General features: G+C 69.3%; 22 protein-coding genes and 1 riboswitch. Of the genes, 13 read left to right on the top strand and 9 right to left on the bottom strand.

Translation table 11 applies throughout. From position 1 onward, the window contains the following. Positions 1–75: 75 nt before the first annotated feature. The 3 genes from C9E82_RS14740 to C9E82_RS14730 are packed head-to-tail and all read left to right on the top strand — an operon-like array spanning position 76 to position 3,613. Positions 76–729, top strand: coding sequence for a protein-L-isoaspartate O-methyltransferase family protein (locus C9E82_RS14740; RefSeq protein WP_119900142.1), 654 nt, complete (start codon positions 76–78; stop codon positions 727–729). Continuing rightward, positions 726–2,126: a TolC family outer membrane protein gene (locus C9E82_RS14735; RefSeq protein WP_240643635.1), complete on the top strand. Its 1,401-nt coding sequence runs from the start codon at positions 726–728 to the stop codon at positions 2,124–2,126. Before C9E82_RS14740 ends, C9E82_RS14735 begins: the two co-directional genes overlap by 4 nt. A gap of 23 nt (positions 2,127–2,149) precedes the next feature. Then, positions 2,150–3,613 (top strand): hypothetical protein, encoded by a 1,464-nt coding sequence (locus tag C9E82_RS14730; protein ID WP_119900143.1) that lies wholly within the window; start codon positions 2,150–2,152, stop codon positions 3,611–3,613. Between the two features lie 96 nt (positions 3,614–3,709). Here C9E82_RS14730 and C9E82_RS14725 read toward each other — a convergent pair whose 3' ends face one another. From C9E82_RS14725 to surE, 3 genes are read right to left on the bottom strand one after another with little or no spacing between them, the layout of a single operon-like run. Next, on the bottom strand, positions 3,710–4,864 hold the full coding sequence (locus C9E82_RS14725) for a M23 family metallopeptidase (RefSeq protein ID WP_122449312.1): 1,155 nt from the start codon (positions 4,862–4,864) through the stop codon (positions 3,710–3,712). Between the two features lie 34 nt (positions 4,865–4,898). After that, positions 4,899–5,558, bottom strand: a complete 660-nt coding sequence (locus C9E82_RS14720; protein WP_119896900.1) for a protein-L-isoaspartate(D-aspartate) O-methyltransferase — start codon at positions 5,556–5,558, stop codon at positions 4,899–4,901. Next, complete coding sequence (gene surE / locus C9E82_RS14715; protein WP_119896899.1) at positions 5,555–6,409, bottom strand: 5'/3'-nucleotidase SurE; 855 nt, start codon at positions 6,407–6,409, stop codon at positions 5,555–5,557. The genes C9E82_RS14720 and surE overlap by 4 nt, the downstream gene beginning before the upstream one ends. 148 nt (positions 6,410–6,557) lie before the next feature. Here surE and C9E82_RS14710 point away from each other — a divergent pair, with 148 nt between their 5' ends. Continuing rightward, a complete protein-coding gene (locus C9E82_RS14710; RefSeq protein ID WP_119896898.1) occupies positions 6,558–7,472 on the top strand; it encodes a sulfite exporter TauE/SafE family protein in 915 nt (304 codons plus the stop codon). Continuing rightward, on the top strand, positions 7,472–8,389 hold the full coding sequence (locus C9E82_RS14705) for a TIGR02186 family protein (RefSeq protein ID WP_240643427.1): 918 nt from the start codon (positions 7,472–7,474) through the stop codon (positions 8,387–8,389). The genes C9E82_RS14710 and C9E82_RS14705 overlap by 1 nt, the downstream gene beginning before the upstream one ends. 47 nt (positions 8,390–8,436) lie before the next feature. Here the strand turns inward: C9E82_RS14705 and C9E82_RS14700 are convergent, their stop codons facing one another. Both C9E82_RS14700 and C9E82_RS14695 read right to left on the bottom strand, forming a co-directional pair. Then, a complete protein-coding gene (locus C9E82_RS14700; RefSeq protein WP_119896897.1) occupies positions 8,437–8,871 on the bottom strand; it encodes a 6,7-dimethyl-8-ribityllumazine synthase in 435 nt (144 codons plus the stop codon). A 76-nt stretch (positions 8,872–8,947) separates the two neighbouring features. Continuing rightward, positions 8,948–9,093, bottom strand: a riboswitch (FMN riboswitch). Between the two features lie 177 nt (positions 9,094–9,270). After that, positions 9,271–10,230 carry an L-malyl-CoA/beta-methylmalyl-CoA lyase gene (locus C9E82_RS14695; RefSeq protein ID WP_119896896.1) on the bottom strand — a complete coding sequence of 320 codons (960 nt, stop codon included), beginning with the start codon at positions 10,228–10,230 and terminating at the stop codon, positions 9,271–9,273. Between the two features lie 164 nt (positions 10,231–10,394). On the opposite strand from C9E82_RS14695, the gene C9E82_RS14690 reads away from it, so the two are divergent. Then, entirely contained in the window at positions 10,395–11,255 is an 861-nt protein-coding gene (locus C9E82_RS14690) for a D-amino-acid transaminase (protein WP_119896895.1), read from the top strand. A gap of 216 nt (positions 11,256–11,471) precedes the next feature. On the opposite strand, the gene C9E82_RS14685 is transcribed toward C9E82_RS14690, so the two are convergent. Next, positions 11,472–12,212, bottom strand: a complete 741-nt coding sequence (locus tag C9E82_RS14685) for an N-formylglutamate amidohydrolase (protein WP_119896894.1) — start codon at positions 12,210–12,212, stop codon at positions 11,472–11,474. 112 nt (positions 12,213–12,324) lie between these two features. Between C9E82_RS14685 and pyk the strand changes: the two genes are divergently transcribed. From pyk to rplT, 4 genes are all read left to right on the top strand, one after another. Then, complete coding sequence (gene pyk, locus C9E82_RS14680; RefSeq protein ID WP_119896893.1) at positions 12,325–13,770, top strand: pyruvate kinase; 1,446 nt, start codon at positions 12,325–12,327, stop codon at positions 13,768–13,770. 32 nt (positions 13,771–13,802) lie between these two features. Beyond that, positions 13,803–14,195, top strand: a complete 393-nt coding sequence (locus C9E82_RS14675) for a hypothetical protein (RefSeq protein ID WP_119896892.1) — start codon at positions 13,803–13,805, stop codon at positions 14,193–14,195. Between the two features lie 109 nt (positions 14,196–14,304). After that, positions 14,305–14,505, top strand: coding sequence for a 50S ribosomal protein L35 (gene rpmI, locus C9E82_RS14670; RefSeq protein ID WP_119896891.1), 201 nt, complete (start codon positions 14,305–14,307; stop codon positions 14,503–14,505). A gap of 15 nt (positions 14,506–14,520) precedes the next feature. Further along, a complete protein-coding gene (gene rplT / locus C9E82_RS14665; protein WP_119896890.1) occupies positions 14,521–14,880 on the top strand; it encodes a 50S ribosomal protein L20 in 360 nt (119 codons plus the stop codon). A 105-nt stretch (positions 14,881–14,985) separates the two neighbouring features. On the opposite strand, the gene C9E82_RS14660 is transcribed toward rplT, so the two are convergent. After that, positions 14,986–15,378, bottom strand: a complete 393-nt coding sequence (locus C9E82_RS14660) for a DUF1801 domain-containing protein (protein WP_119896889.1) — start codon at positions 15,376–15,378, stop codon at positions 14,986–14,988. A 123-nt stretch (positions 15,379–15,501) separates the two neighbouring features. On the opposite strand from C9E82_RS14660, the gene C9E82_RS14655 reads away from it, so the two are divergent. The 3 genes from C9E82_RS14655 to pheS all read left to right on the top strand — a co-directional run bounded on the left by C9E82_RS14655 (position 15,502) and on the right by pheS (position 18,633). Beyond that, positions 15,502–16,887, top strand: coding sequence for a cytochrome P450 (locus C9E82_RS14655; protein WP_119896888.1), 1,386 nt, complete (start codon positions 15,502–15,504; stop codon positions 16,885–16,887). 98 nt (positions 16,888–16,985) lie between these two features. Then, positions 16,986–17,471 (top strand): hypothetical protein, encoded by a 486-nt coding sequence (locus C9E82_RS14650; RefSeq protein WP_119896887.1) that lies wholly within the window; start codon positions 16,986–16,988, stop codon positions 17,469–17,471. A 79-nt stretch (positions 17,472–17,550) separates the two neighbouring features. After that, a complete protein-coding gene (pheS, locus tag C9E82_RS14645; protein WP_119896886.1) occupies positions 17,551–18,633 on the top strand; it encodes a phenylalanine--tRNA ligase subunit alpha in 1,083 nt (360 codons plus the stop codon). Positions 18,634–18,655: 22 nt separating this feature from the next. On the opposite strand, the gene C9E82_RS14640 is transcribed toward pheS, so the two are convergent. After that, positions 18,656–18,982, bottom strand: a complete 327-nt coding sequence (locus C9E82_RS14640; RefSeq protein WP_119896885.1) for a TM2 domain-containing protein — start codon at positions 18,980–18,982, stop codon at positions 18,656–18,658. A gap of 87 nt (positions 18,983–19,069) precedes the next feature. After that, the gene (locus C9E82_RS14635; protein ID WP_119896884.1) at positions 19,070–19,396 is read right to left on the bottom strand and encodes a TM2 domain-containing protein; all 327 of its coding nucleotides are present in this window, start codon (positions 19,394–19,396) and stop codon (positions 19,070–19,072) included. Positions 19,397–19,433 lie beyond the last annotated feature (37 nt).

Genomic DNA, 19,433 nt, shown 5'->3' with positions numbered 1-19,433 from the left:
GGATCAGCGCCGTTGCCCAGTCCGGCAAATCGTGGCAATAAGCGCACAAAGCAGGTCGAGCAGAGGTTTTCCGACATGACCGATTTCGCCGCGCGCCGCACCATGATGGTCGATACCCAGGTTCGTCCCAATGACGTCACGAAATTCCCGGTAATCGAGGCGATGCTGTCCATCCCGCGCGAGGAATTCGTTCCCCCCGCGCGCCGCCCGGTCGCCTATTCGGGCGAAAACCTGGATATCGGCCACGGCCGCGTCCTGCTGGAGCCGCGAACCCTGGCCAAGATGGTCGATGCGCTGGATGTCCAGCCCACCGACCTGGTGCTGGATCTGGGCTGCGGCTACGGCTATTCCTCGGCGGTGATCGCGCGCATGGCCGAGGCGGTCGTCGCGGTCGAGGAAAGCCCGGAACTGGCCGCCGAGGCCGAAAGCCGCCTTGCTGGCGCGAATGTCTTCAACGTCGCCGTGCTGGCCGGGCCGCTGGCCGAAGGTTGCGCGAAGCAGGCGCCCTATGACGCGATCCTGATCGGCGGCGCGGTCGAGGAGGTCCCCGAGCCGCTGCTGGACCAGCTGAACGAGGGCGGCCGCATCGCCGCCCTGTTCCTGGAAGGATCCCTGGGCGTGGCGCGGATCGGGCTGAAGGTGAACGGCCGGGTCAACTGGCGCTATGCCTTCAACGCCCATGCCCCGCTGCTTCCCGGTTTCACCCGCCAGCGGGGGTTCAGCCTGTGATCCGTCTTGCCGCCTTCCGCCGCCTGACCGCCGCCGCGCTTCTGTCACTGGCCACCGCGCTGCCCGCCGCGGCTGAATCGCTGGCCGATGCGATGGTCGCCGCCTATCGCCACTCGGCGCTGATCGAGCAGAACCGCGCCGTCTTGCGCGCCGCCGACGAGGATGTCGCCAGCGCCGTCGCGCAGCTGCGCCCGGTGCTGGAATGGGCCGCCAGCCATGCGCTCAGCCGCACCGAAGGCAATGGCGGGTCGATCCGCTCCAGCTCGCTGACGCTTGGCGTGCAGATGACGCTTTACGACTGGGGCCGCTCGCAGATCGCCATCGACGCGGCGAAGGAACAGGTGCTGGCCACCCGGCAGGCGCTGGTCGGGGTCGAGCAGAACATCCTGCTGGCCGCGACGGTCGCCTTCTTCGAGGTCCGCTCGGCGCTGGAACAGGTGGCGCTGCAGGAAAACTCGGTCCGCGTGATCGGGCAGGAACGCCAGGCGGCGCAGGACCGTTTCGAGGTCGGCGAGATCACCGTCACCGATGTCGCCCAGGCCGATGCCCAGCTTGCCGCCTCGCGCGCCGCGCTGGTCGCCGCGCAGGGCGACCTGGAGATCGCGCGCGAGAACTATCTGGCCGCGACCGGCCGGATGCCGGGCACGCTTGCCGCGCCGCCGCCGCTGCCGACGCTGCCCGCCAATGTCGATGCCGCGCGGGCCGTGGCGCAGCGCAATCACCCCGGCGTGCTTCAGGCGCAGCGGGCCGCCGCCGCCGCCGAGCTGGGCGTTTCCGCCGCCCGCGCCGAGCGCAACCCGACGCTGAGCGGTTCCCTGGGCCTGACGGTCGATCGCGGCATCAACCAGCGCAGCCTCAGCCGCGACTACGAGACGAACAAGGGCGTCTCGGGCCAGCTCAATCTCAGCCAGACGATCTATTCCGGCGGGCGGCTGTCGGCGGGGCTGCGCAAGGCCATGGCCAATCGCGACCAGGCACGGGCGCAGCTGCTGAACTCCGCGCGCGAGGTCAGCCAGGATGTCGGCGTCGCCTGGGCCAATATCGACGTCGCCCGCGCCCAGATCCGGGCCATCGACGAACAGATCTCGGCCGCGCAGCAGGCCTATGAGGGCGTGCGCGAGGAGGCGACGCTGGGGGCGCGGACCACGCTGGACGTGCTGGATGCGGAACAGGCGCTGCTGGAGGCGCGGGCCGACAAGATCACGGCCGAAGCCAATCTGCAGTTAGCACATTATCAACTTTTGGCTGCTATGGGTCTCTTGACGGTAGAAAACCTCAAGCTCGGGATCCCGACCTATGACCCATCGCAGTATTACAACGCCGTGCGCAACGCACCCGCAACCAGCCGGCAGGGCGAAAGCCTGGACCGCGTGCTTCGGGCCATCGGCCGCGACTGACCTGCCTGCCGGCGGGGGGTGCCATGGCTGACCCCCGCCGCATCATCCCGACCCGCCCCTCGGCGCAGCGCCTGTCCGACGATATCGGCGACGTGCTGACCGCGATCCGCCGCCTGATCGCCGAGGACGAGGCGCTGGTTTCCGCCCGCGACCGCGTCCAGCAGGCGCGCGGCGAGGCGCCGCTGCAACTGGCAGAGGTTCCGATCTCCGATCCCGAGGATCCGGCCGAACTGCTGGCGCGCCGCTATGGCGGCAATGCCGCCCTGGCGCGGCAGCTTGCGCATCTGCATGACGACCTGGATTTCGGCGCCGCGCCACAGGCCGCAGGCGACGATGCCGCCTGGCCCCTGGGTCCCTTCGCGAACAGCCCCGAGGCCGCGCGCCCCGGCCTTGTCGAGGAGGCGCCCGTTCCTCCCGGCGACATCGATGGCGACGCCGGGCCGGGCGACGATTTCGAACAGATGCTGGCGGAACTGGACGGCGACGGGCCGGAGGCCGGGATTGCGGTCCCGGAACATCGCAACGATCTTGCCCGGCGCCTCTCGGCGACATTCGCGGGGCCCGAACCGGAGGATGCCCCCGGCGATCACGACGTCGAGGCAAGCGAAGGCGAGGACGCGGCGCCGCTGCTTCTGGACCCGAACCAGCGCATCACGTCCGCGCCGCTTCCGGCCCGGCACGCCCCGCGCCCGGCGGCGCCGAACTGGACCCCGCTGACCCTGGTCCCAGCGGCGCAAGGCGACGAGCCGCAGGATGCGCCGCAGGACGAGGAATGTATCCCGGATCCCGCAGCCGGGCAGGCCCGCCTCGCCAGGGTCGATTTCGAGGACGATTTCGACTGGAAGGCCCGGATGCGGCCCGACCTGGACGAGCAGGCGGCCGAGGACCGGATCGAGGTGGCGGGTGCGGACCTGTCCCCCCTGCCGCTGTCGGAGGCCGTCGATTCGGCCGGGACCGCCGGGGATGAACCGGCCCCGCAGCCGGAGGTGGCCGAGGCCGCAAGCGATGCCGCGCGGGCCGATGCCTTCCTGGCCGTCCCGATGACCACGGTGCTTCCCGCCCAGCCTTTCGCCGTCTTTTCCACGCCCTTCACGATGGCGACGCCCCTTGCCGCGATCCCGCTGCCGATCCCGCCCGAGCCGGTGGCCGTAATGGCGCCCGGAGCGGAGCCGGTCGTGGCCGATATGCCGGCCGCAGGTGAAGCCCCGGCATCGGCGGAAATCGCCGCGCCGGATGCCGAACTCGGCGCCGGAGCCGCGGAGGCCGATCTGGCGACGGCCGCGCCCGTGGAGGACAGGCCCGCCGCCGCCGCGGAGTCGCCGGCCGAGATCCTTTCGGAGGAAGAGCAGAGCATCCGCGAATTGCTGCGCGAGATGATCCAGGAGGAGTTGCTGGGCGAGTTGGGCCAGCGTTTCTCGCGCAACCTGCGCGCCGTGATCCGCCGCGAGGTCGCCGTGGCCATCGACGACCATCTCGACCGGCTCTGACGGCCAGCCGAAGCGAGGAAAACCCGGCCCGCCGATGCGGACCGGGTTCTTGCCGTATCCTGGAAGGATCGTGCCGGCCGGGCGGCCGGCGGCGGATCAGTTCAGGTAATCCTCGGGGTTCACGCTGTCGAAGCCGCGCCGGACCTCGAAATGCACGAAGCCGCCGCTGCCCGCCTTGCCGATCGCCTGCCCGGCCGAGACCTGGTCGCCCTTGGCCACGTCCAGCCCGTCCAGCCCGGTATAGACCGTCATCAGGTCGCCCTCGTGGCGCACGACCACGATCGGCACGCCGGCGGTGTCGCGGGTGATCGCGGCGACGGTGCCGCCGCCCGCCGCGTTGACCGGCGTTCCGGCATCGGCGGCGATGTCGATGCCGTCATTGCGGCCCTTCTCGTAGAGCCGGATGATCGAGCCCGAGACCGGCATCTGGAACCGCCCGCCGCCCGAGGCCGCGGTGCGCGTTGCGCCCAGGTCGGGCGCCGGGGTGGCCGGGGCGGGGGTGGCCGCCGCCGTGGTGCGTTCCTCGGGCAGGGGCTGGGCGGCGGAAGGCGGGCGCGGCGTCGGGCTGCCCTGGCCGGGCGCCGTGGTCGCATTGCCCGCCGGCGGGGTCTGGCCGGCCTGCGGGATCATCAGCCGCTGGCCCACGCGCAGCGCCATGTCGCCCGGCAGCCCGTTCCAGGAGGCCAGGTCCTGGACCGCGATCCCGTATCTGCGGGCGATCGACCAGGCGGTTTCGCCCGCCGCCACCACATGTTCGCGCGGCTGGGCGGCGGGGGCCGTGCCGGCCGCAGCCTGGCCCCCCGCCTGTCCCGAAGCCTGTCCCGCTCCCTGGCCCGCGCCCTGGCCCGCGAAGGGATCCGTCACCAGCCCGGTGCCGCCGGCGGCGGGTCCGGCCGCGATGCTGCCCGCGACGCGGCGCGGCAGGGCAAGCACCGCGCCCGGCTGCAGCGGGGCGTTCGCCTGCAGCGCGTTGTGGCGCGCCAGTTCCTCGGCATTCAGCCCGACGCGGGCGGCGACGGTCGCCGGCGTGTCGCCTTGCCGGGCCACCGCGACCTGGTAATCGGGGAAGGTGATGACGCCGCGGCCGTCGGGCTGGGGGCGCGGCGCGGCGCGCGCGGCCGCCTCGGCCGTGTTCAAGCTGCCGGGCATCCAGCGGCGCAGGTCCGGGTCGAAGGCGCCGTTCGCCCCGCAGGACGCCAACAGCGCCACCGCAAGGGATGCCGCGGCGACAGGTCTGAAATTGCTGCTCATCTCAATGTCCTCATCAACGCGCCGGGCGCGGGGGTCATGTCTGTCCCAACCCCTCGACCAGCGGCACGAACCGCACCTGTCGAAGTTCGTCGTAATCGAACCCGCTTTCCGTGCGGGTGACGCGGATCAGGGTCTGGACCGCGTCGGACTGCCCGACAGGCACCACCATGATACCGCCGATCTTCAGCTGTGCCAACAAGGGTCCCGGCGGGTCCTCGGCCGCGGCGGTCACGAGGATGCGGTCGAAGGGCGCCTGGTCGGGCAGGCCGCGCGATCCGTCGGCCACCTGCGCGGTGATGTTGTGAAGCCCCAGCCGCTGGAAGATCGCCTCGGCCTCCTGCACCAGGCGGCGGTGGCGGTCCACGGTATAGACGCGCCGGCACAGCCCCGACAGGATCGCCGCCTGATAGCCCGAGCCGGTGCCCACCTCCAGCACCGTGTCGCGCGGGCCGGGATTCAGCGCCTGGGTCATCAGCCCGACGACCGAGGGCTGGCTGATCGTCTGCCCGCAGGGGATCGGCAGCGGCGTGTCCTCGTAGGCGCGGTCCGAGAACTGCCCGCGGACGAAATGGCCGCGGTCGATGCGCTCCATCGCGGCCAGGACGCGCGGATCCGTCACCCCGCGAGAGCGGAGCTGGAACAGGAAGCGCATCTGGCGCTCGGCCTGGCTGTCCTCGTCGTCCTCGGGGGTCATCGGGACTCGGTCACCTCGCGCTTGCGGAAGGGAAGGCTGCCGGGTTCGACCGACGGCAGTTGCGGATCCAGCGCCTCGGTCAGGCGGTCCAGCGACAGGTGGCAGGTCAGGTCGGCGCGCATCGGCGTGATCGAGACATAGCCGTCCAGGTTCACCGCCACGTCGCTGCCCGCCTGCGCGGGCGCCTGCTGCGATCCGCCCGCGACCCACATGAAGCGCCGGCCGTTCGGGGCGGTATAGGGCACCACGCCGAAATTGCTGCCCTGCCGGCGGCCCTGCGGCGCGACGCGCAAGCCCCGCACGGCGGGCGCGGGCAGGGGCGGGAAGTTCACGTTATAGAACAGCCGGAAATCGGCGTCCGAGCTCCAGTCGCCGCGGGCCAGCAGGCGGCGGATGACCTCGGGGCCATGGGCGCGGGCGGCCTCGAACGGGTCGTCCAGCCCCTGCGTCTCGGGCCCCAGATATTGCGACAGGGCGATGGCGGGCAGGCCCTGCAGCGCGGCTTCCATGGCGCCGCCGATGGTGCCCGAATACATCACGTTCTCGCCCGAATTGTTGCCGCGGTTGACGCCCGACAGCACCAGGTCGGGCGGGCTCTCGGCCATGATGTCGGCGATGGCGGCCAGCACGCAATCGGCCGGGCTGCCCTCGGCGGCATAGCGGCGCTCGGCCAGGCGCGCGACCAGGGTCGGGTGCGAATAGCTGATGCAATGGCCGACGCCCGATTGCTCGAAGGCGGGGGCGACGGTCCAGACCTCGCCCTTGGGGCCGGCGATCTCGGCCGCGATCTCGGTCAGCACCTCGAGCCCCGGAGCGTTGATGCCGTCGTCATTGGTGATGAGAATGCGCATGCCTGCCCGGCCCTTTTGATGTGCCATCGGTCCCTGTCCCCTGCTTAGCCGCGCGCCGGGCGCGCTTCAAGCCGTCCGGGCGCGGATTAGCCGTTTGACCTGTGTTGCGGCGCGTTGCATCCTTTCAGGAACCACACGCGCGCGAGCCATGCAGATCTATCTTCCCATTGCTGAAGTTTCGGTCAACGCCTTCACCCTCATCGGGCTGGGAGGGCTGGTGGGGCTGATGAGCGGGCTTTTCGGCGTCGGCGGCGGCTTCCTGATCACGCCGCTGCTGTTCTTCATCGGCATCCCGCCCCCGATCGCGGTGGCGACCGGGGCGAACCAGGTCGTGGCCTCGTCGGTGTCGGGCGTGCTGGCGCATGTGAAGCGCAAGTCGGTCGATTTCCGCATGGGCTGGGTGCTGCTGGCGGGCGGCCTGGTCGGGTCCTGGCTGGGGGTCTGGGTGTTCACCATCCTGCAGGGCATGGGCCAGGTCGACCTGGTGGTGCAGCTTTGCTATGTCGTCTTCCTGGGCCTGATCGGGATGATGATGCTGCAGGAAAGCATCCGCGCGCTGCGACGCTCGCGCCATCCCACGACGCGGCGCCGGCTTCACCAGCACATGTGGGTGCACCGGCTGCCCGCCAAGATGAAGTTCCGCGCCTCGGGCCTCTATATCAGCGTGATCCCGCCCCTGCTGGTCGGGCTGGCCGTGGGGGTGCTGGCGGCGATCATGGGGGTGGGCGGCGGCTTCATCATGGTGCCGGCGATGATCTATCTGCTGGGCATGCCGACCAAGGTGGTCGTCGGGACCTCGCTGTTCCAGATCACCTTCGTCACCGCCTTCACCACGGTGATGCACGCGGTTAGCTACAATACCGTGGACATCATGCTGGCGGTGCTGCTGATCGTCGGCGGCGTGATCGGCGCGCAGTTCGGCACGACGCTCGGCGCGAAGCTCAGGGCCGAGCAGCTGCGCATCCTGCTGGCGCTTCTGGTGCTGGCGGTCTGCCTGAAGCTGGCGCTGGACCTGTTCCTGACGCCGGACGAGCTGTTCGCGATCACGCCGGGGATACGCTGATGCGGGGCGCGGCGAGGGGGTGGGGCGTGCTGCTGGCGCTGATGCTGGCCACAGCGCCGGGCGCGCGCGCGCAGGAGGATGAGGCGGGCGGCGTTCCCCCGACCGTTCCGCTGCGCGCGGGCGACATCCTGCCCGAGGACAGCTGGCCGACCTATCCCGACCCCGCCCAACCGCGCGCCGACGTGGCCGAGGAACCCGTCGGGCCCGTCGAGGAAGTCGTCGCCGGCCTCTCCAGCGATGCCGTGGCGATCACCGCCAGCTTCGACGGCTCGGACATCCTGATCTACGGCGCCATCAAGCGCGAGACGCCGATCCCGCAGGGCCCGCCCCTGCAGATCATCGTCACGGTCGAGGCGCCCTCGCAGGCGGTGACGGTCTGGCGCAAGCAGCGCCGCGCGGGCATCTGGGTCAATACGGATTCGGTCAGGATCGGCGCCGCGCCGGGCTTTTACGCGGTGGCCACCACGGCGGCGCTGGACGACATCCTGCTGCCCGAATGGGACAGCCGATACCGCATCTCGCTGCCGCAGGCGATGCGGGCCTTCGCCGGGCAGATCGCGGTCGAAAGCGCCGTGCCCTTCACCGAGGCGCTGATCCGCCTGCGAGAGCAGGACGACCTCTACCGGCTGGACGAGGGCAGCGTGAAGCTGGTCGAGCAGACGCTGTTCCGCGCCGATGTCCGCCTGCCCGCGAACCTGGTCGAGGGCAGCTACAAGACCCGCATCTTCCTGCTGCGCGACGGCCAGGTCATCGACGTCTTCGTCGCGCCGATCGACGTGCGCAAGGTCGGGCTGGAACGCTGGCTTTACCGCCTGGCCTTCGACCAGCCCTTTCTCTACGGGCTCATGTCGCTGGCCGTGGCGGTGGTGGCGGGCTGGGGCGCCTCGGCGCTGTTCCGCAGGCTGCGCCGGGCATAGAGGTCGGCGGCCCGGCCGGGGATAGTCCCGGCAGGCCGCCCGCCCGGTCAGGCCGAGATCGCCTCGCGCGTCCGGGTGATCTGCAGCGCGGCCTGGGCGGCCTCGCGGCCCTTGGTCACGAAATGCTCGCGATAGATCCGGTTGTGGTGGTCGGTTTCCTGGTAGTGATGCGGGGTCAGCGACACCGACAGCACCGGAACGCCGCTGTCCAGCCCCGCCTGCATCAGCCCGCTGACCACCGCCTGCGCCACGAAATCGTGCCGGTAGATGCCGCCATCGACGACCAGCGCCGCCGCGGCCACGGCCGCATATCTGCCGGTCCGGGCCAGGTCGCGCGCCAGCAGCGGCATCTCGAAGGCGCCGGGGACGTCGAAGACATCGACCTGGTCTTCCGGGATCAGTTCCAGAAAACCCGCCAGCGCCTGGTCGACGATATCGGCGTGCCAGTTGGCCTTGATGAATGCGAAACGGGTGTGTGCCATGTGATCTCCCTTGACAAGCGACACGTCACCCAAGGCGATCACATGCCTGCAACGCCACCGCAAAGTGCGCCGCAAGACACGTTCTCTTCCATCCGGACTGTCACCGTCGGCCCTGGAATCGCACCAGATCTGCTGACCCTTCGCGGTGGCGAAGGCGCTCGCGGGCTTGCAGCCGGGCTGCTTACCGCCGGTGGGGATTTCCACCCCGCCCTGAGAACGGCGCGACAATCGCACAGCGCCGGGGCAGGGGCAAGACCGGCCGCGGAAGCAGATTTCTCTTTATCGGCGCGTTTTTGGAAGATTTCAAATGCAACGGGCCCTGCGATGCCGCAGAGCCCGCGCCCTCCCACAGCGCGGCGCCGTCCTCCTCCACAAGGCCGGCCCCGCTTGTGATTCCATTCAGCGTTTTTGTATCATTTCTGCCTGGCGCACAATCACCTCTGCCTGTTTTATCGACGCGATGTCGACCAGGCGGCCCTTGTAGACCGTGGCGCCGGCGCCGGAACGCTTGGCTTCCTCCATCGCGGCCAGGATCTCGCGCGCCTCGGTCACTGCCGATTCCGAGGGCGAGAAGACCTGGTTGGCCAGCGCGACCTGGCTGGGATGGATCGCCCATTTGCCGACCATGCCAAGCGTGGCGGAACGGCGCGCCTGGGCCAGGAAACCCTCGGCGTCGCTGAAATCGCCGAACGGCCCGTCGACCGGCAGCAGACCGTGGGTGCGGCAGGCCGCGACGATGTTGGCTTGCGCCCAGTGCCAGGGATCGGACCAGTATTTCTGGCCCTGCCGATACATGTAGTAATCTTCCTGCGTGCCGCCGATGCCGGTGGTCGCCATGCCCATCGAGGCCGCGAAATCGGCGGCGCCCAGGCTCATCGCCTGCAGGCGCGGCGAGGCGGCGGCGATCTCCTCGACATGGCAGATGCCGGCGGCGCTCTCGATGATGACCTCGAAGCCGATGGCCTTCTCGCGGCCCCTGGCGCGCTCGATCGCGGTCACCAGCGCGTCGACGGCATAGATGTCGGCGGCATTGCCGACCTTGGGGATCATGATCTGGTCCAGCCGCTCGCCCGCCTGTTCCAGCAGGTCGACCACGTCGCGATACCAGAAGGGCGTGTCCAGCCCGTTGATCCTGACCGACAGCGTCTTGTCGCCCCAGTCCACGTCGCCGATCGCCTGGATGGTCTGGCGGCGCGCCGCTTCCTTGTCGTCGGGCGCCACCGAATCTTCCAGGTCGATATTGATGACATCGGCCTCGGAACGGGCCATCTTCTCGAACAGCGCCGTGCGCGAGCCGGGGCCGAACAGCTGGCAACGGTTCAGGCGGGCGGGGGGCAGGGGCTGGAGGCGAAAGCTCATTGCGAATCCGTGCGTCTTGGCGAAACGATGTTGCGCAGCCGTTTAGCGCAAGCCGCGGCGTCCCGCAAGCCCGCCCGGTATGGCCCGGCGCGCCTCGCGGCTTGACGATGCCCGGCTTTCGGCGCAGGACCGTGCAAAGGCAGCCAGAACGGAGGGATCGGGACATGACGCGGACGGTTTATGTGAATGGCGACTATCTGCCCGAGGACCAGGCCACGGTCTCGGTCTTCGACCGCGGCTTCCTGATGGCCGACGGCGTCTACGAGGTGGTCAGCGTGCTGGACGGCAAGCTCCTGGATTTCGCCGGCCACCTGGCGCGGCTGCAACGTTCGCTGGAGGCGCTGGCCATCGCCAATCCGCTGAGCGACGAGGACTATCTGCAGGCGCATCGCGAACTGGTGCGCCTGAACGCGATCACCGACGGGCTGGTCTACCTGCAGGTGACGCGCGGCAATCCGGGCGACCGCGATTTCGCCTATCCGCCGGAAGACACGCGTCCGACGGTGGTGATGTTCACCCAGTCGAAGCCCGGCCTGGCCGACCAGCCGGCGGCGAAGACCGGCTGGAAGATCGCCAGCGTCGAGGACCTGCGCTGGGGGCGGCGCGACATCAAGACGGTGCAGCTGCTCTATCCCTCGATGGCCAAGATGGAGGCCAAGGCGCGCGGCTGCGACGACGCCTGGCTGGTCGAGGACGGCAAGGTCACCGAGGGCAGCTCGAACAACGCCTATATCGTCAAGGACGGGGTGATCGTCACGCGCGAGCTGAGCCACGACATCCTGCACGGCATCACCCGCGCCGCGATCCTGCGCCTTGCGCGCGAGGCGCAGATGAAGATCGAGGAACGCGGCTTCACCATCGCCGAGGCGCAGGCGGCGGACGAGGCCTTCGTCACCTCGGCCTCGGCCTTCGTGATGCCGGTGGTCCAGATCGACGGTGCCGCGCTTGGCGACGGCACCCCCGGCCCGGTGGCACGCCGCCTGCGCGAGATCTATCTGGAGGAAAGCCGCAGGACGGCGATCTGACCCGCAGCCCCGATTGCGTCCCGCGAACGCCGGGGGCTGCCTGCCCCGTCGCCGGCTGGTTCTCGAACCAGTGGCGCACCAGCCGGCAACCCCCGGGGATACTTAAGCCAAGATGAAAGTCGCTTGCCCGGCTTTGCCTCTTTCGCCTTGGTGAAAATATCCTCGGGGGGTCCGGGGGGCGAAGCGCCCCCGGCCATCGCGGGACGCTGACGAGGTTCAGAGCCCGCTTTCCGCCAGGACGCGGGTGATGACCGGGGCGAGCCTAGCGGCCCATTCCGCCTGTCCCGCTTCCGAGGCGATCAGGTCGTTGCGCAGCTCGATCAGCAGGTTCGGGCGGCCCTGGGCCAGGGCGTGGCGGTCGATGGAATCGCCGTCCAGGTGGCCGTCATAGGGCTGGTTCTCGCCGGTGATCCAGCCCTCGGCGCGGCAGGCCTGCACCATGGCCGGGCCAAGCCGCGCGTCGCGATGCGAATAGAGGATGCCGACCTGCCAGGGCCGGGGCGGGCGGCCGCGCAATTGCGGGGTGAAGCTGTGGATCGCGCAGATGCAGCGCGCCGGGTGGCGGTCGGCCAGCCGCGCCAGCGCCGCGTGATAGGGGCGGTGGAGCAGGTTCAGGCGGCGTTCGCGCTCGGCGCCGTCGGCGGCCTTGTTGGCGGGGATGACCGTGCCGTCATAGAGCCGCATCAAGAGGGTCGGGTCGTCCTCGCCGCGGTTCGGGTCGATCACCAGCCGCGAGAAGTCCGAGAAGATCGCCGGCGCGTCCAGGAGCGCCGCCAGGTTCTCGGCCAGGCCCGCCGCGCCCACGTCATAGGCGATGTGGCGCGCCATGTCGGCCGCGGCGATCCCCAGCTCGCCCCCCTGCACCCAGTCCGGCACCCGGTTCGAGGCGTGGTCGCAGGTGATCAGCCAGCGCGAGGGACGGTCCTCGCCGCAGGTCCGGAAGGCGGGTTCGTTCATGTCGCGTTCATCTTTCATGCCTAGTGCTGAATAGGGCAGGTACGCGGAAGACGCCAGTTGCCGCATCCGGCATTTCTGGATAGATAGCGCTAAACGTGGAAGGGGCGGGACGATGAGACGACATCGCAATGTAAAGATCGTGGCGACGCTGGGGCCGGCCTCCAGCAGCAAGGAGATGATCCGCAGGCTGTTCGACGCGGGGGCCGATGTCTTCCGCCTGAACATGAGCCATGGCGATCACGACGACCACCGCGCCCGCTATGACGCCATCCGCGAGATCGAGGCCGAGACCGGCCGCCCGATCGCCATCCTGGCCGATCTGCAGGGGCCGAAGCTGCGCGTCGGCCAGTTCGCCTCGGGCGCGCAGGACCTGGAGGAGGGCGACCGCTTCCGCTTCGACCTGGATCCCGCGCCGGGCGGTGCCGGGCGCGTGCAATTGCCGCATCCCGAGATCTTCCAGGCGCTGGAGCCCGGCAGCGGCCTGCTGGTCAATGACGGCAAGATCCGCCTGCGGGTCGATGAATGCGGCCCCGATTTCGCCAATTGCACGGTGATGGTGGGCGGCACGATTTCCGACCGCAAGGGGGTGAACGTGCCCGACGTGGTGCTGCCGCTGGCGGCGCTCTCGGACAAGGACCGGGCGGACCTGGAATTCGCCTGCCAGCTGGGCGTCGACTGGCTGGCGCTGTCCTTCGTGCAGCGGGCCGAGGATGTCGAGGAGGCCAAGCGCCTGGCCGGCGGCCGCGCCGCGGTGCTGTCCAAGATCGAGAAACCCGCCGCCGTGCGCGCCTTCGAGGACATCCTGAGCGTCTCGGACGGGATCATGGTGGCGCGGGGCGACCTGGGGGTGGAGCTGCCGATCCATTCGGTGCCGCCGATCCAGAAGCGGCTGGTGCGCCAGTGCCGTTCGGCCGCCAAGCCGGTGATCGTCGCCACGCAGATGCTGGAATCGATGATCGAAAGCCCGGTGCCCACCCGCGCCGAGGTCAGCGACGTGGCGAACGCGATCTACGAGGGCGCCGATGCGGTGATGCTGTCGGCCGAAAGCGCCGCCGGCTCCTGGCCCATCGAGGCGGTCACGACCATGGACAGCGTCGCCCGCTCGGTCGAGGCGGATCCGAACTATCGCGCCATCATCGAGGCCTCGCGCAAGGCCGAGCTGCACAGCGTCGCCGACGCCATCGTCACCGCCGCGCGCGAGATCGCCGAGACGACCGACATCGCCGCCATCTGCGCCTTCACCCAGTCGGGCAAGACCGTCAGCCTGGTGGCGCGCGAGCGCCCGCGGGTGCCGATCATCGCGCTGAGCTCGATCGAGCCGGTGCTGCGCCGGCTGTGCCTGACCTGGGGGACGCATTGCGTCAGCACGCCGCGGCTCAGCCGCTTCAAGGAGGCGGTGGTGAACGCCACCCGCGCCGCCCGCAGCTTCGGCTTCGCGGACGAGACGCGGCAGGTCGTGGTCATGGCCGGGGTGCCCTTCAACGTGCCCGGCACCACCAACATCCTGCGCATCGCGCCCTGCGACGAACGCTTGATCTTCGCCTCCGATCCGGAATAAGCCCGGCGAAACATCACCATCGGAGCGAGCTCATGTCCGATTACCTGTTGCTTGGCGGCATTGCGCTGGGTGTCCTGTCGATCCTGGTCGCGGTGGTCCAGCTGCTGCAGACGCGCCCGCCGCGCGCGGCCGCGATCACGCTGGTGCTGGCCATCGTGGCGCTGCTGGCCGGGGCGTGGCTGGCGCCCGAGCCCTTCCGGCTGTCGCAGATCTGCGATGCCTGGACCCGCGTGACCGGCGGCGTGGTCGCGCCCGCGGAGCAGGCGGCCCCCGAGGCGGCTGAACCGGAAGCGGCCGAACCCGAAGCCGCGCCCGAGGCCGCTGCGTCGGAAACCGTCGAACCCGCCGAAGCCGACGCATCGGAGGATGCCGGGGCGGACGGTGCCGAGGCAGACGGTGCGGAAGGGGCGGCGGGCAATCCCTGACCCCCTTGCCAAATGATCCCGGCGCGCTTATACGGCGCGCTTCCTGCCCGTGCGTCCGGCCCCCGTGGCATTGCCGAGTCGCACGTTCACTCTGACGAAGGAGACGAAAATGCCGAAGATGAAGACCAAAGCGGCCGCCAAGAAGCGGTTCTCGTTCACGGCTTCGGGCAAGGTCAAGTCCGCCCAGGCCGGCAAGCGCCACGGCATGATCAAGCGCACGACGAAGTTCATTCGCGACGCGCGCGGCACGACGGTGCTCAGCGATGCTGACGCGAACATCGTCAAGAAATACATGCCCTACAACCGCTGATCGAGGAACCGAGACATGGCACGAGTTAAATCCGGCAAGGTCACCCACGCCCGCCACAAGAAGGTTCTTGACGCGGCGAAAGGCTATTACGGCGCGCGTTCGCGCAACTTCCGCACCGCCACCCAGGCGGTCGACAAGGCGAACCAGTACGCCACCCGCGACCGCAAGAACCGCAAGCGCAATTTCCGCGCCCTGTGGATCCAGCGGATCAATGCCGCGGTCCGTCTGGTCGATGCCGACCTGACCTATTCGCGCTTCATCAACCTGCTGTCGAAAGCCGGGATCGAGGTCGACCGCAAGGTCCTGGCCGACCTGGCCGTGCACGAGCCCGAAGCCTTCGGCGCCATCGTCGAGAAGGCCAAGGCCGCGGCCTGATCCCGCCGCATCCCGAATCGGAAAGGCCCGTCCCGCCCGGACGGGCCTTTTTCATTGGCATCCCTGGCCCGGCGGCTGGCGCGCATCCCGCGCAAGCGCCGCGTTTCAGGACAGCCGTTCCAGCCGGCCCTTCCGCTTCACGATGTTCCTGTAGTCCCACTGGATTAGGCGGGCCTCCTCCAGCCAGCGCCGCAGCAGGTCGCGGTCGATCTCGTCGCTGGGGGTGAACCGCCTTTCGGCCGCCTTGAACGTGCCCTCGGCCGCCAGGCCCGGCGTCTCGAAGCCCTGGCCGCTCCAGAACAGCAGGCGGATGCAATCCTTCAGCCGGCTGTAGCCGACGATCGGGTTGCCGTCGAGGAACCAGACGGGATGGGCGTGCCAGATCCGGCTTTCCGCATCGGGAAGCGCCCGGTCGATCTCTGCCCGCAGGGCGTCGCAGATCAGCCTGTCGGGGCCGCTCTGCGCGGTGTGGAATGCCTTGATGCTTGCGTGTTTCATGGCTTCCGATGTTAGAGCGGATGCCGGGGCGGATAAAGCCCGCGCATTCTTGCCCGCCGCGGCCGCTCACCTTCGCGTGGTCCGCGATTGCGGCAACGGGCGGCCGGCGGCTATGCTGGGACCATGAGCCGCGCCCCGCAGACCCTTTCGCCCCCGCCGTCCGGCGCCCGGCCGGCCGAGCCGGTCAAGGTCGAGCTGGTCGACCGCCCGCTTGGCATCCTGGCCACGGCGATGACCGCGCGGCGCAACGTGCTGGAGCTGATCCCCGGCATCGCGCTGCGCCAGCCGATCGTCTCGGGGCGGCTGGGGATCCGCTGGCACATGGTGATGGACCCCGAATGCCTGCGCCGCATCCTGAAGGACCGGGTCGAGGACTATCCCAAATCCGTCACCACCAAGCTGATCCTGGAACCGGCGATCGGCGACAGCCTGTTCATCGCCGAGGGCGCCCATTGGCGCTGGCAGCGCCGCGCCGCCGCCCCGGCCTTCGCGCAGCGCCATGTCGAGGCGCTGGGTCCGGTCATGACCGCCGCCGCCGAGGCTTCGTGCCGCAGGATCCGCGCCGCGACCGGGCCGGTGGACCTGTTCCAGGAAGCGGTGGCGGCGACCTTCGAGGTGATCTCGGACGTCACCTTCTCGGGCGATGGCGGGTTCGACCGCGACGCGGTGCATCACGCGATCAACGGCTATATCTCGCAGACCGCGAAGGTCTCGGTCCTGGACGTGCTGGGCCTGCCGCCCTGGGTGCCGCGGCCGGGGCGGCTGCTGTCGGGGGGCGGGCTGAAGCGGATGAAGGCGGTGGCCGACCGCGCCATCGCCGCGCGGGCCGAGGCCGCCGCCCGCGACGGGCCGCCCGACCTGCTGGACCTGCTGCTGGATGCGCAGGACCCCGAGACCGGCCGCGCCATGAACCGCGACGAGCTGCGCGACAACCTGCTGACCTTCATCGTCGCCGGGCACGAGACGACGGCGCTGACCATCGCCTGGGCGCTGTATCTCTGCGCCTTCGACCCGGCCGTCCAGGAACGCGCCGCCGCGGAAGCCCGCGCGGCGCTGGGGGAGCGCGCCGCCACCGCCGCCGACCTGGAGGCGCTGCCGCTGGTCCACCGCATCGTGCATGAGACGCTGCGGCTCTATCCGACCGCCGCCTTCCTGTCGCGCACCGCGCGCGCCCCCGACCGGCTGTGCGGGCGCGAGGTCCGTCCCGGCGACACGGTGATGCTGCCGATCTATGCGCTGCACCGCCATCACCTGCTGTGGGACCGCCCCGACGCCTTCGATCCCGACCGCTTCCTGACCCCGCCCGACCGCTATGCCTTCCTGCCCTTCGGCGCCGGCCCGCGCATCTGCATCGGCGCCAGCTTCGCCATCCAGGAGGCGGTGATCATCCTGGCCACGCTGCTGGCGCGCTTCCGCTTCGCCGCCCTGCCGGGGCGCGATCCGGTGCCGCACATGATCCTGACCCTGCGGCCGAAGGGCGGCGTCTGGCTGCGCGCCACGCCGCGCTGAGGGTTGCGGGGTAAGGCGTCCTGCGGAAAGCCTGGCGCAGGTCCGGCGGGGATGCTCTGATGCGTCCCGAATGAGGGTGCAGCCAGGAAACGACCGACATGGAAGAAGTCCGCTTGAGGCCGGCGCCGCGAGGCGTGAGAATCGCCTTGCTCTGTGCTTTTCTGTTCATTGTCACGCACGCCCTTTGGCGGTTTCCCCTGCAGCAGATCCTGTCTGCCGCAGGTCTGGGCGAACATGCCGGGATGATGGCGGACAGGATCTATTTCCTCCTTTGCTGTGCCGGCTATCTTTTCGGGGCGATCCTTTCCGAAAAGCCGCGCCGGAGAAAACTCCTGCTGGGGCCGGCAGGAGAAACTCTCGCCTCCCACAGGTTGACGCACGCAGCATCGATTATGGGTCTTGCATTATTGTGGATGACGACGGTCGCAGGGATCGACATCGACACGATGCCCATATCCGTCCAGGGGCAGGCCGCATTGGCGATTCTGTTCGCCGGTCTTTTGACGGTGTTCTGGGTGGCACTTCCCTGGATGTACAGATATTCGGGCAAGGCTTGCGACGGACCGCCTGCCCGGACGGAGTGATCATCGCGCGGCGTCAGAGGCTTTCTCATTCCGGCCACAAGTGCTAACGCAGGCGCGACATGGACGCCGAGGCAAGACGATGGACGACCTGACCCCCCTCCGCCAGCAATGGCTTGACCGCATCAACAGCGCCGCCGACCCGGACCGGATCGAGGAGGTGCGCCTTGCCGCGCTTGGCAAGAAGGGCGAGATCAGCCTGAAGATGCGCGAACTGGGCCGCATGTCCCCCGAGGAGCGCCAGACCACCGGCCGCGCCCTGAACGAACTGCGCGACGAGATCGACGCCGCCCTGCGCGCCCGCAAGCTGGCCTTGGAGGATGCGGCGCTGGAGGCGCGGCTGGCCGGCGAATGGCTGGACGTGACCCTGCCGGGCCGCGCGCGCCCCTCGGGCACGATCCATCCGGTCAGCCAGGTGACCGAGGAAGTCACCGCGATCTTCGCCGACATGGGATTCGCCGTGGCCGAGGGCCCGCAGGTCGAAAGCGACTGGTACAATTTCGACGCGCTGAACATCGCCCCCGAACATCCCGCCCGGCAGGAACACGACACCTTCTTCATGTCGCGCGCGCCGGGCGACGACCGCCCGCCGCATGTGCTGCGCACCCATACCTCGCCGGTGCAGATCCGCGCGATGCAGGAACATGGCGCGCCGATCCGGGTGATCGCGCCGGGCCGCGTCTATCGCATGGACATGGACCAGACCCATACGCCGATGTTCCACCAGATCGAGGGCCTGGCCATCGACCGCGACATCTCCATGGCGCAGCTGAAATGGGTGCTGGAGGAATTCTGCCGCGCCTTCTTCGAGGTGGACCAGGTCGAGCTGCGCTTCCGCGCCAGCCATTTCCCCTTCACCGAACCCTCGGCCGAGGTCGATATCCGCTGCAGCTGGGAGGGTGGCCAACTGAAGATCGGCCAGGGCAATTCCTGGATGGAGATCCTGGGGTCGGGCATGGTGCATCCCAACGTGCTGCGCGCGGGCGGGATCGACCCCGACCAATGGCAGGGCTTCGCCTTCGGCATGGGCATTGACCGCATCGCGATGCTGAAATACGGCATCCCCGACCTGCGCGCCTTCTTCGAATCGGACCTGCGCTGGCTGCGCCATTACGGCTTTGCGGCGGGCGACGTGCCAAGCGTCAGCGGCGGGTTGAGCCGCTGACACCCGCAGGACCTGCGTGGGCTCAGGACGCGCGCGCGGCCTGACTTGTCAGGCGATCGCGCAAACGCTCCTTGTCGCCGCGCAGCATCCCCGGAACCAGGAAGATGTCGACGATCGTCCAGATGCCGACGACGGCCAGCGGGATGAAGCCGATGGCGATGACCGCCGTCGCAATCCCCAGAACGGTCAGGACCAGCATCGTCACCGCGCTGGCCGTCCGGCCCAGATAGAAGCGGTGCGCGCCGAAAAAACCCATGAAGATCAGTAACAAATAGGCGACGGCGGGGGATTTCGCATCATTCTGGATGCGCTGTTCGATCAGGATCTGCTGCTGGATGTCGAGGGTCATGTCCGGGTCCGGGAAACGATCAGAAGATGTCCCCCTTGTGGCACGGCGATCTTTCGAAATGATTAACGGAACCCGGCTCGGCGCCCTTCAGCGGCGGGGATAGAGGTCCTGGGCAAGCCGCTGCCGGATCGCGTCCTTGTCCTCCTGGATCATGCCGGGGATCAAAAACAGGTCGATCACGCACCACAGCGCGACGAAGCCGACCGGCACCCAGCCGATCAGGATCGGGGTCAGCAGCCAGCCGATGCCCCAGATCGCCAGCATCAGGAGTCCGCTGAGCCAGCGGCCCAGATAGAAGCGATGCACGCCGAAGCCCCACAGGAAGATCAGCAGCAGATAGGCCACCAGCGGCGATTTCGCCTCGTTCGTGACGCGCTGCTCGATCAGAAGCTGCTGCTGGATATCGTGCGACAATCATCTCTCCTGCATGGGGCGGTGCCCGTTTCCTGCC

Source organism: Paracoccus sigandri, assembly GCF_003709565.1.
In the GTDB taxonomy this organism is placed as follows: domain Bacteria; phylum Pseudomonadota; class Alphaproteobacteria; order Rhodobacterales; family Rhodobacteraceae; genus Paracoccus; species Paracoccus siganidrum.
This window is presented reverse-complemented; position numbering and strand designations above follow the sequence as displayed.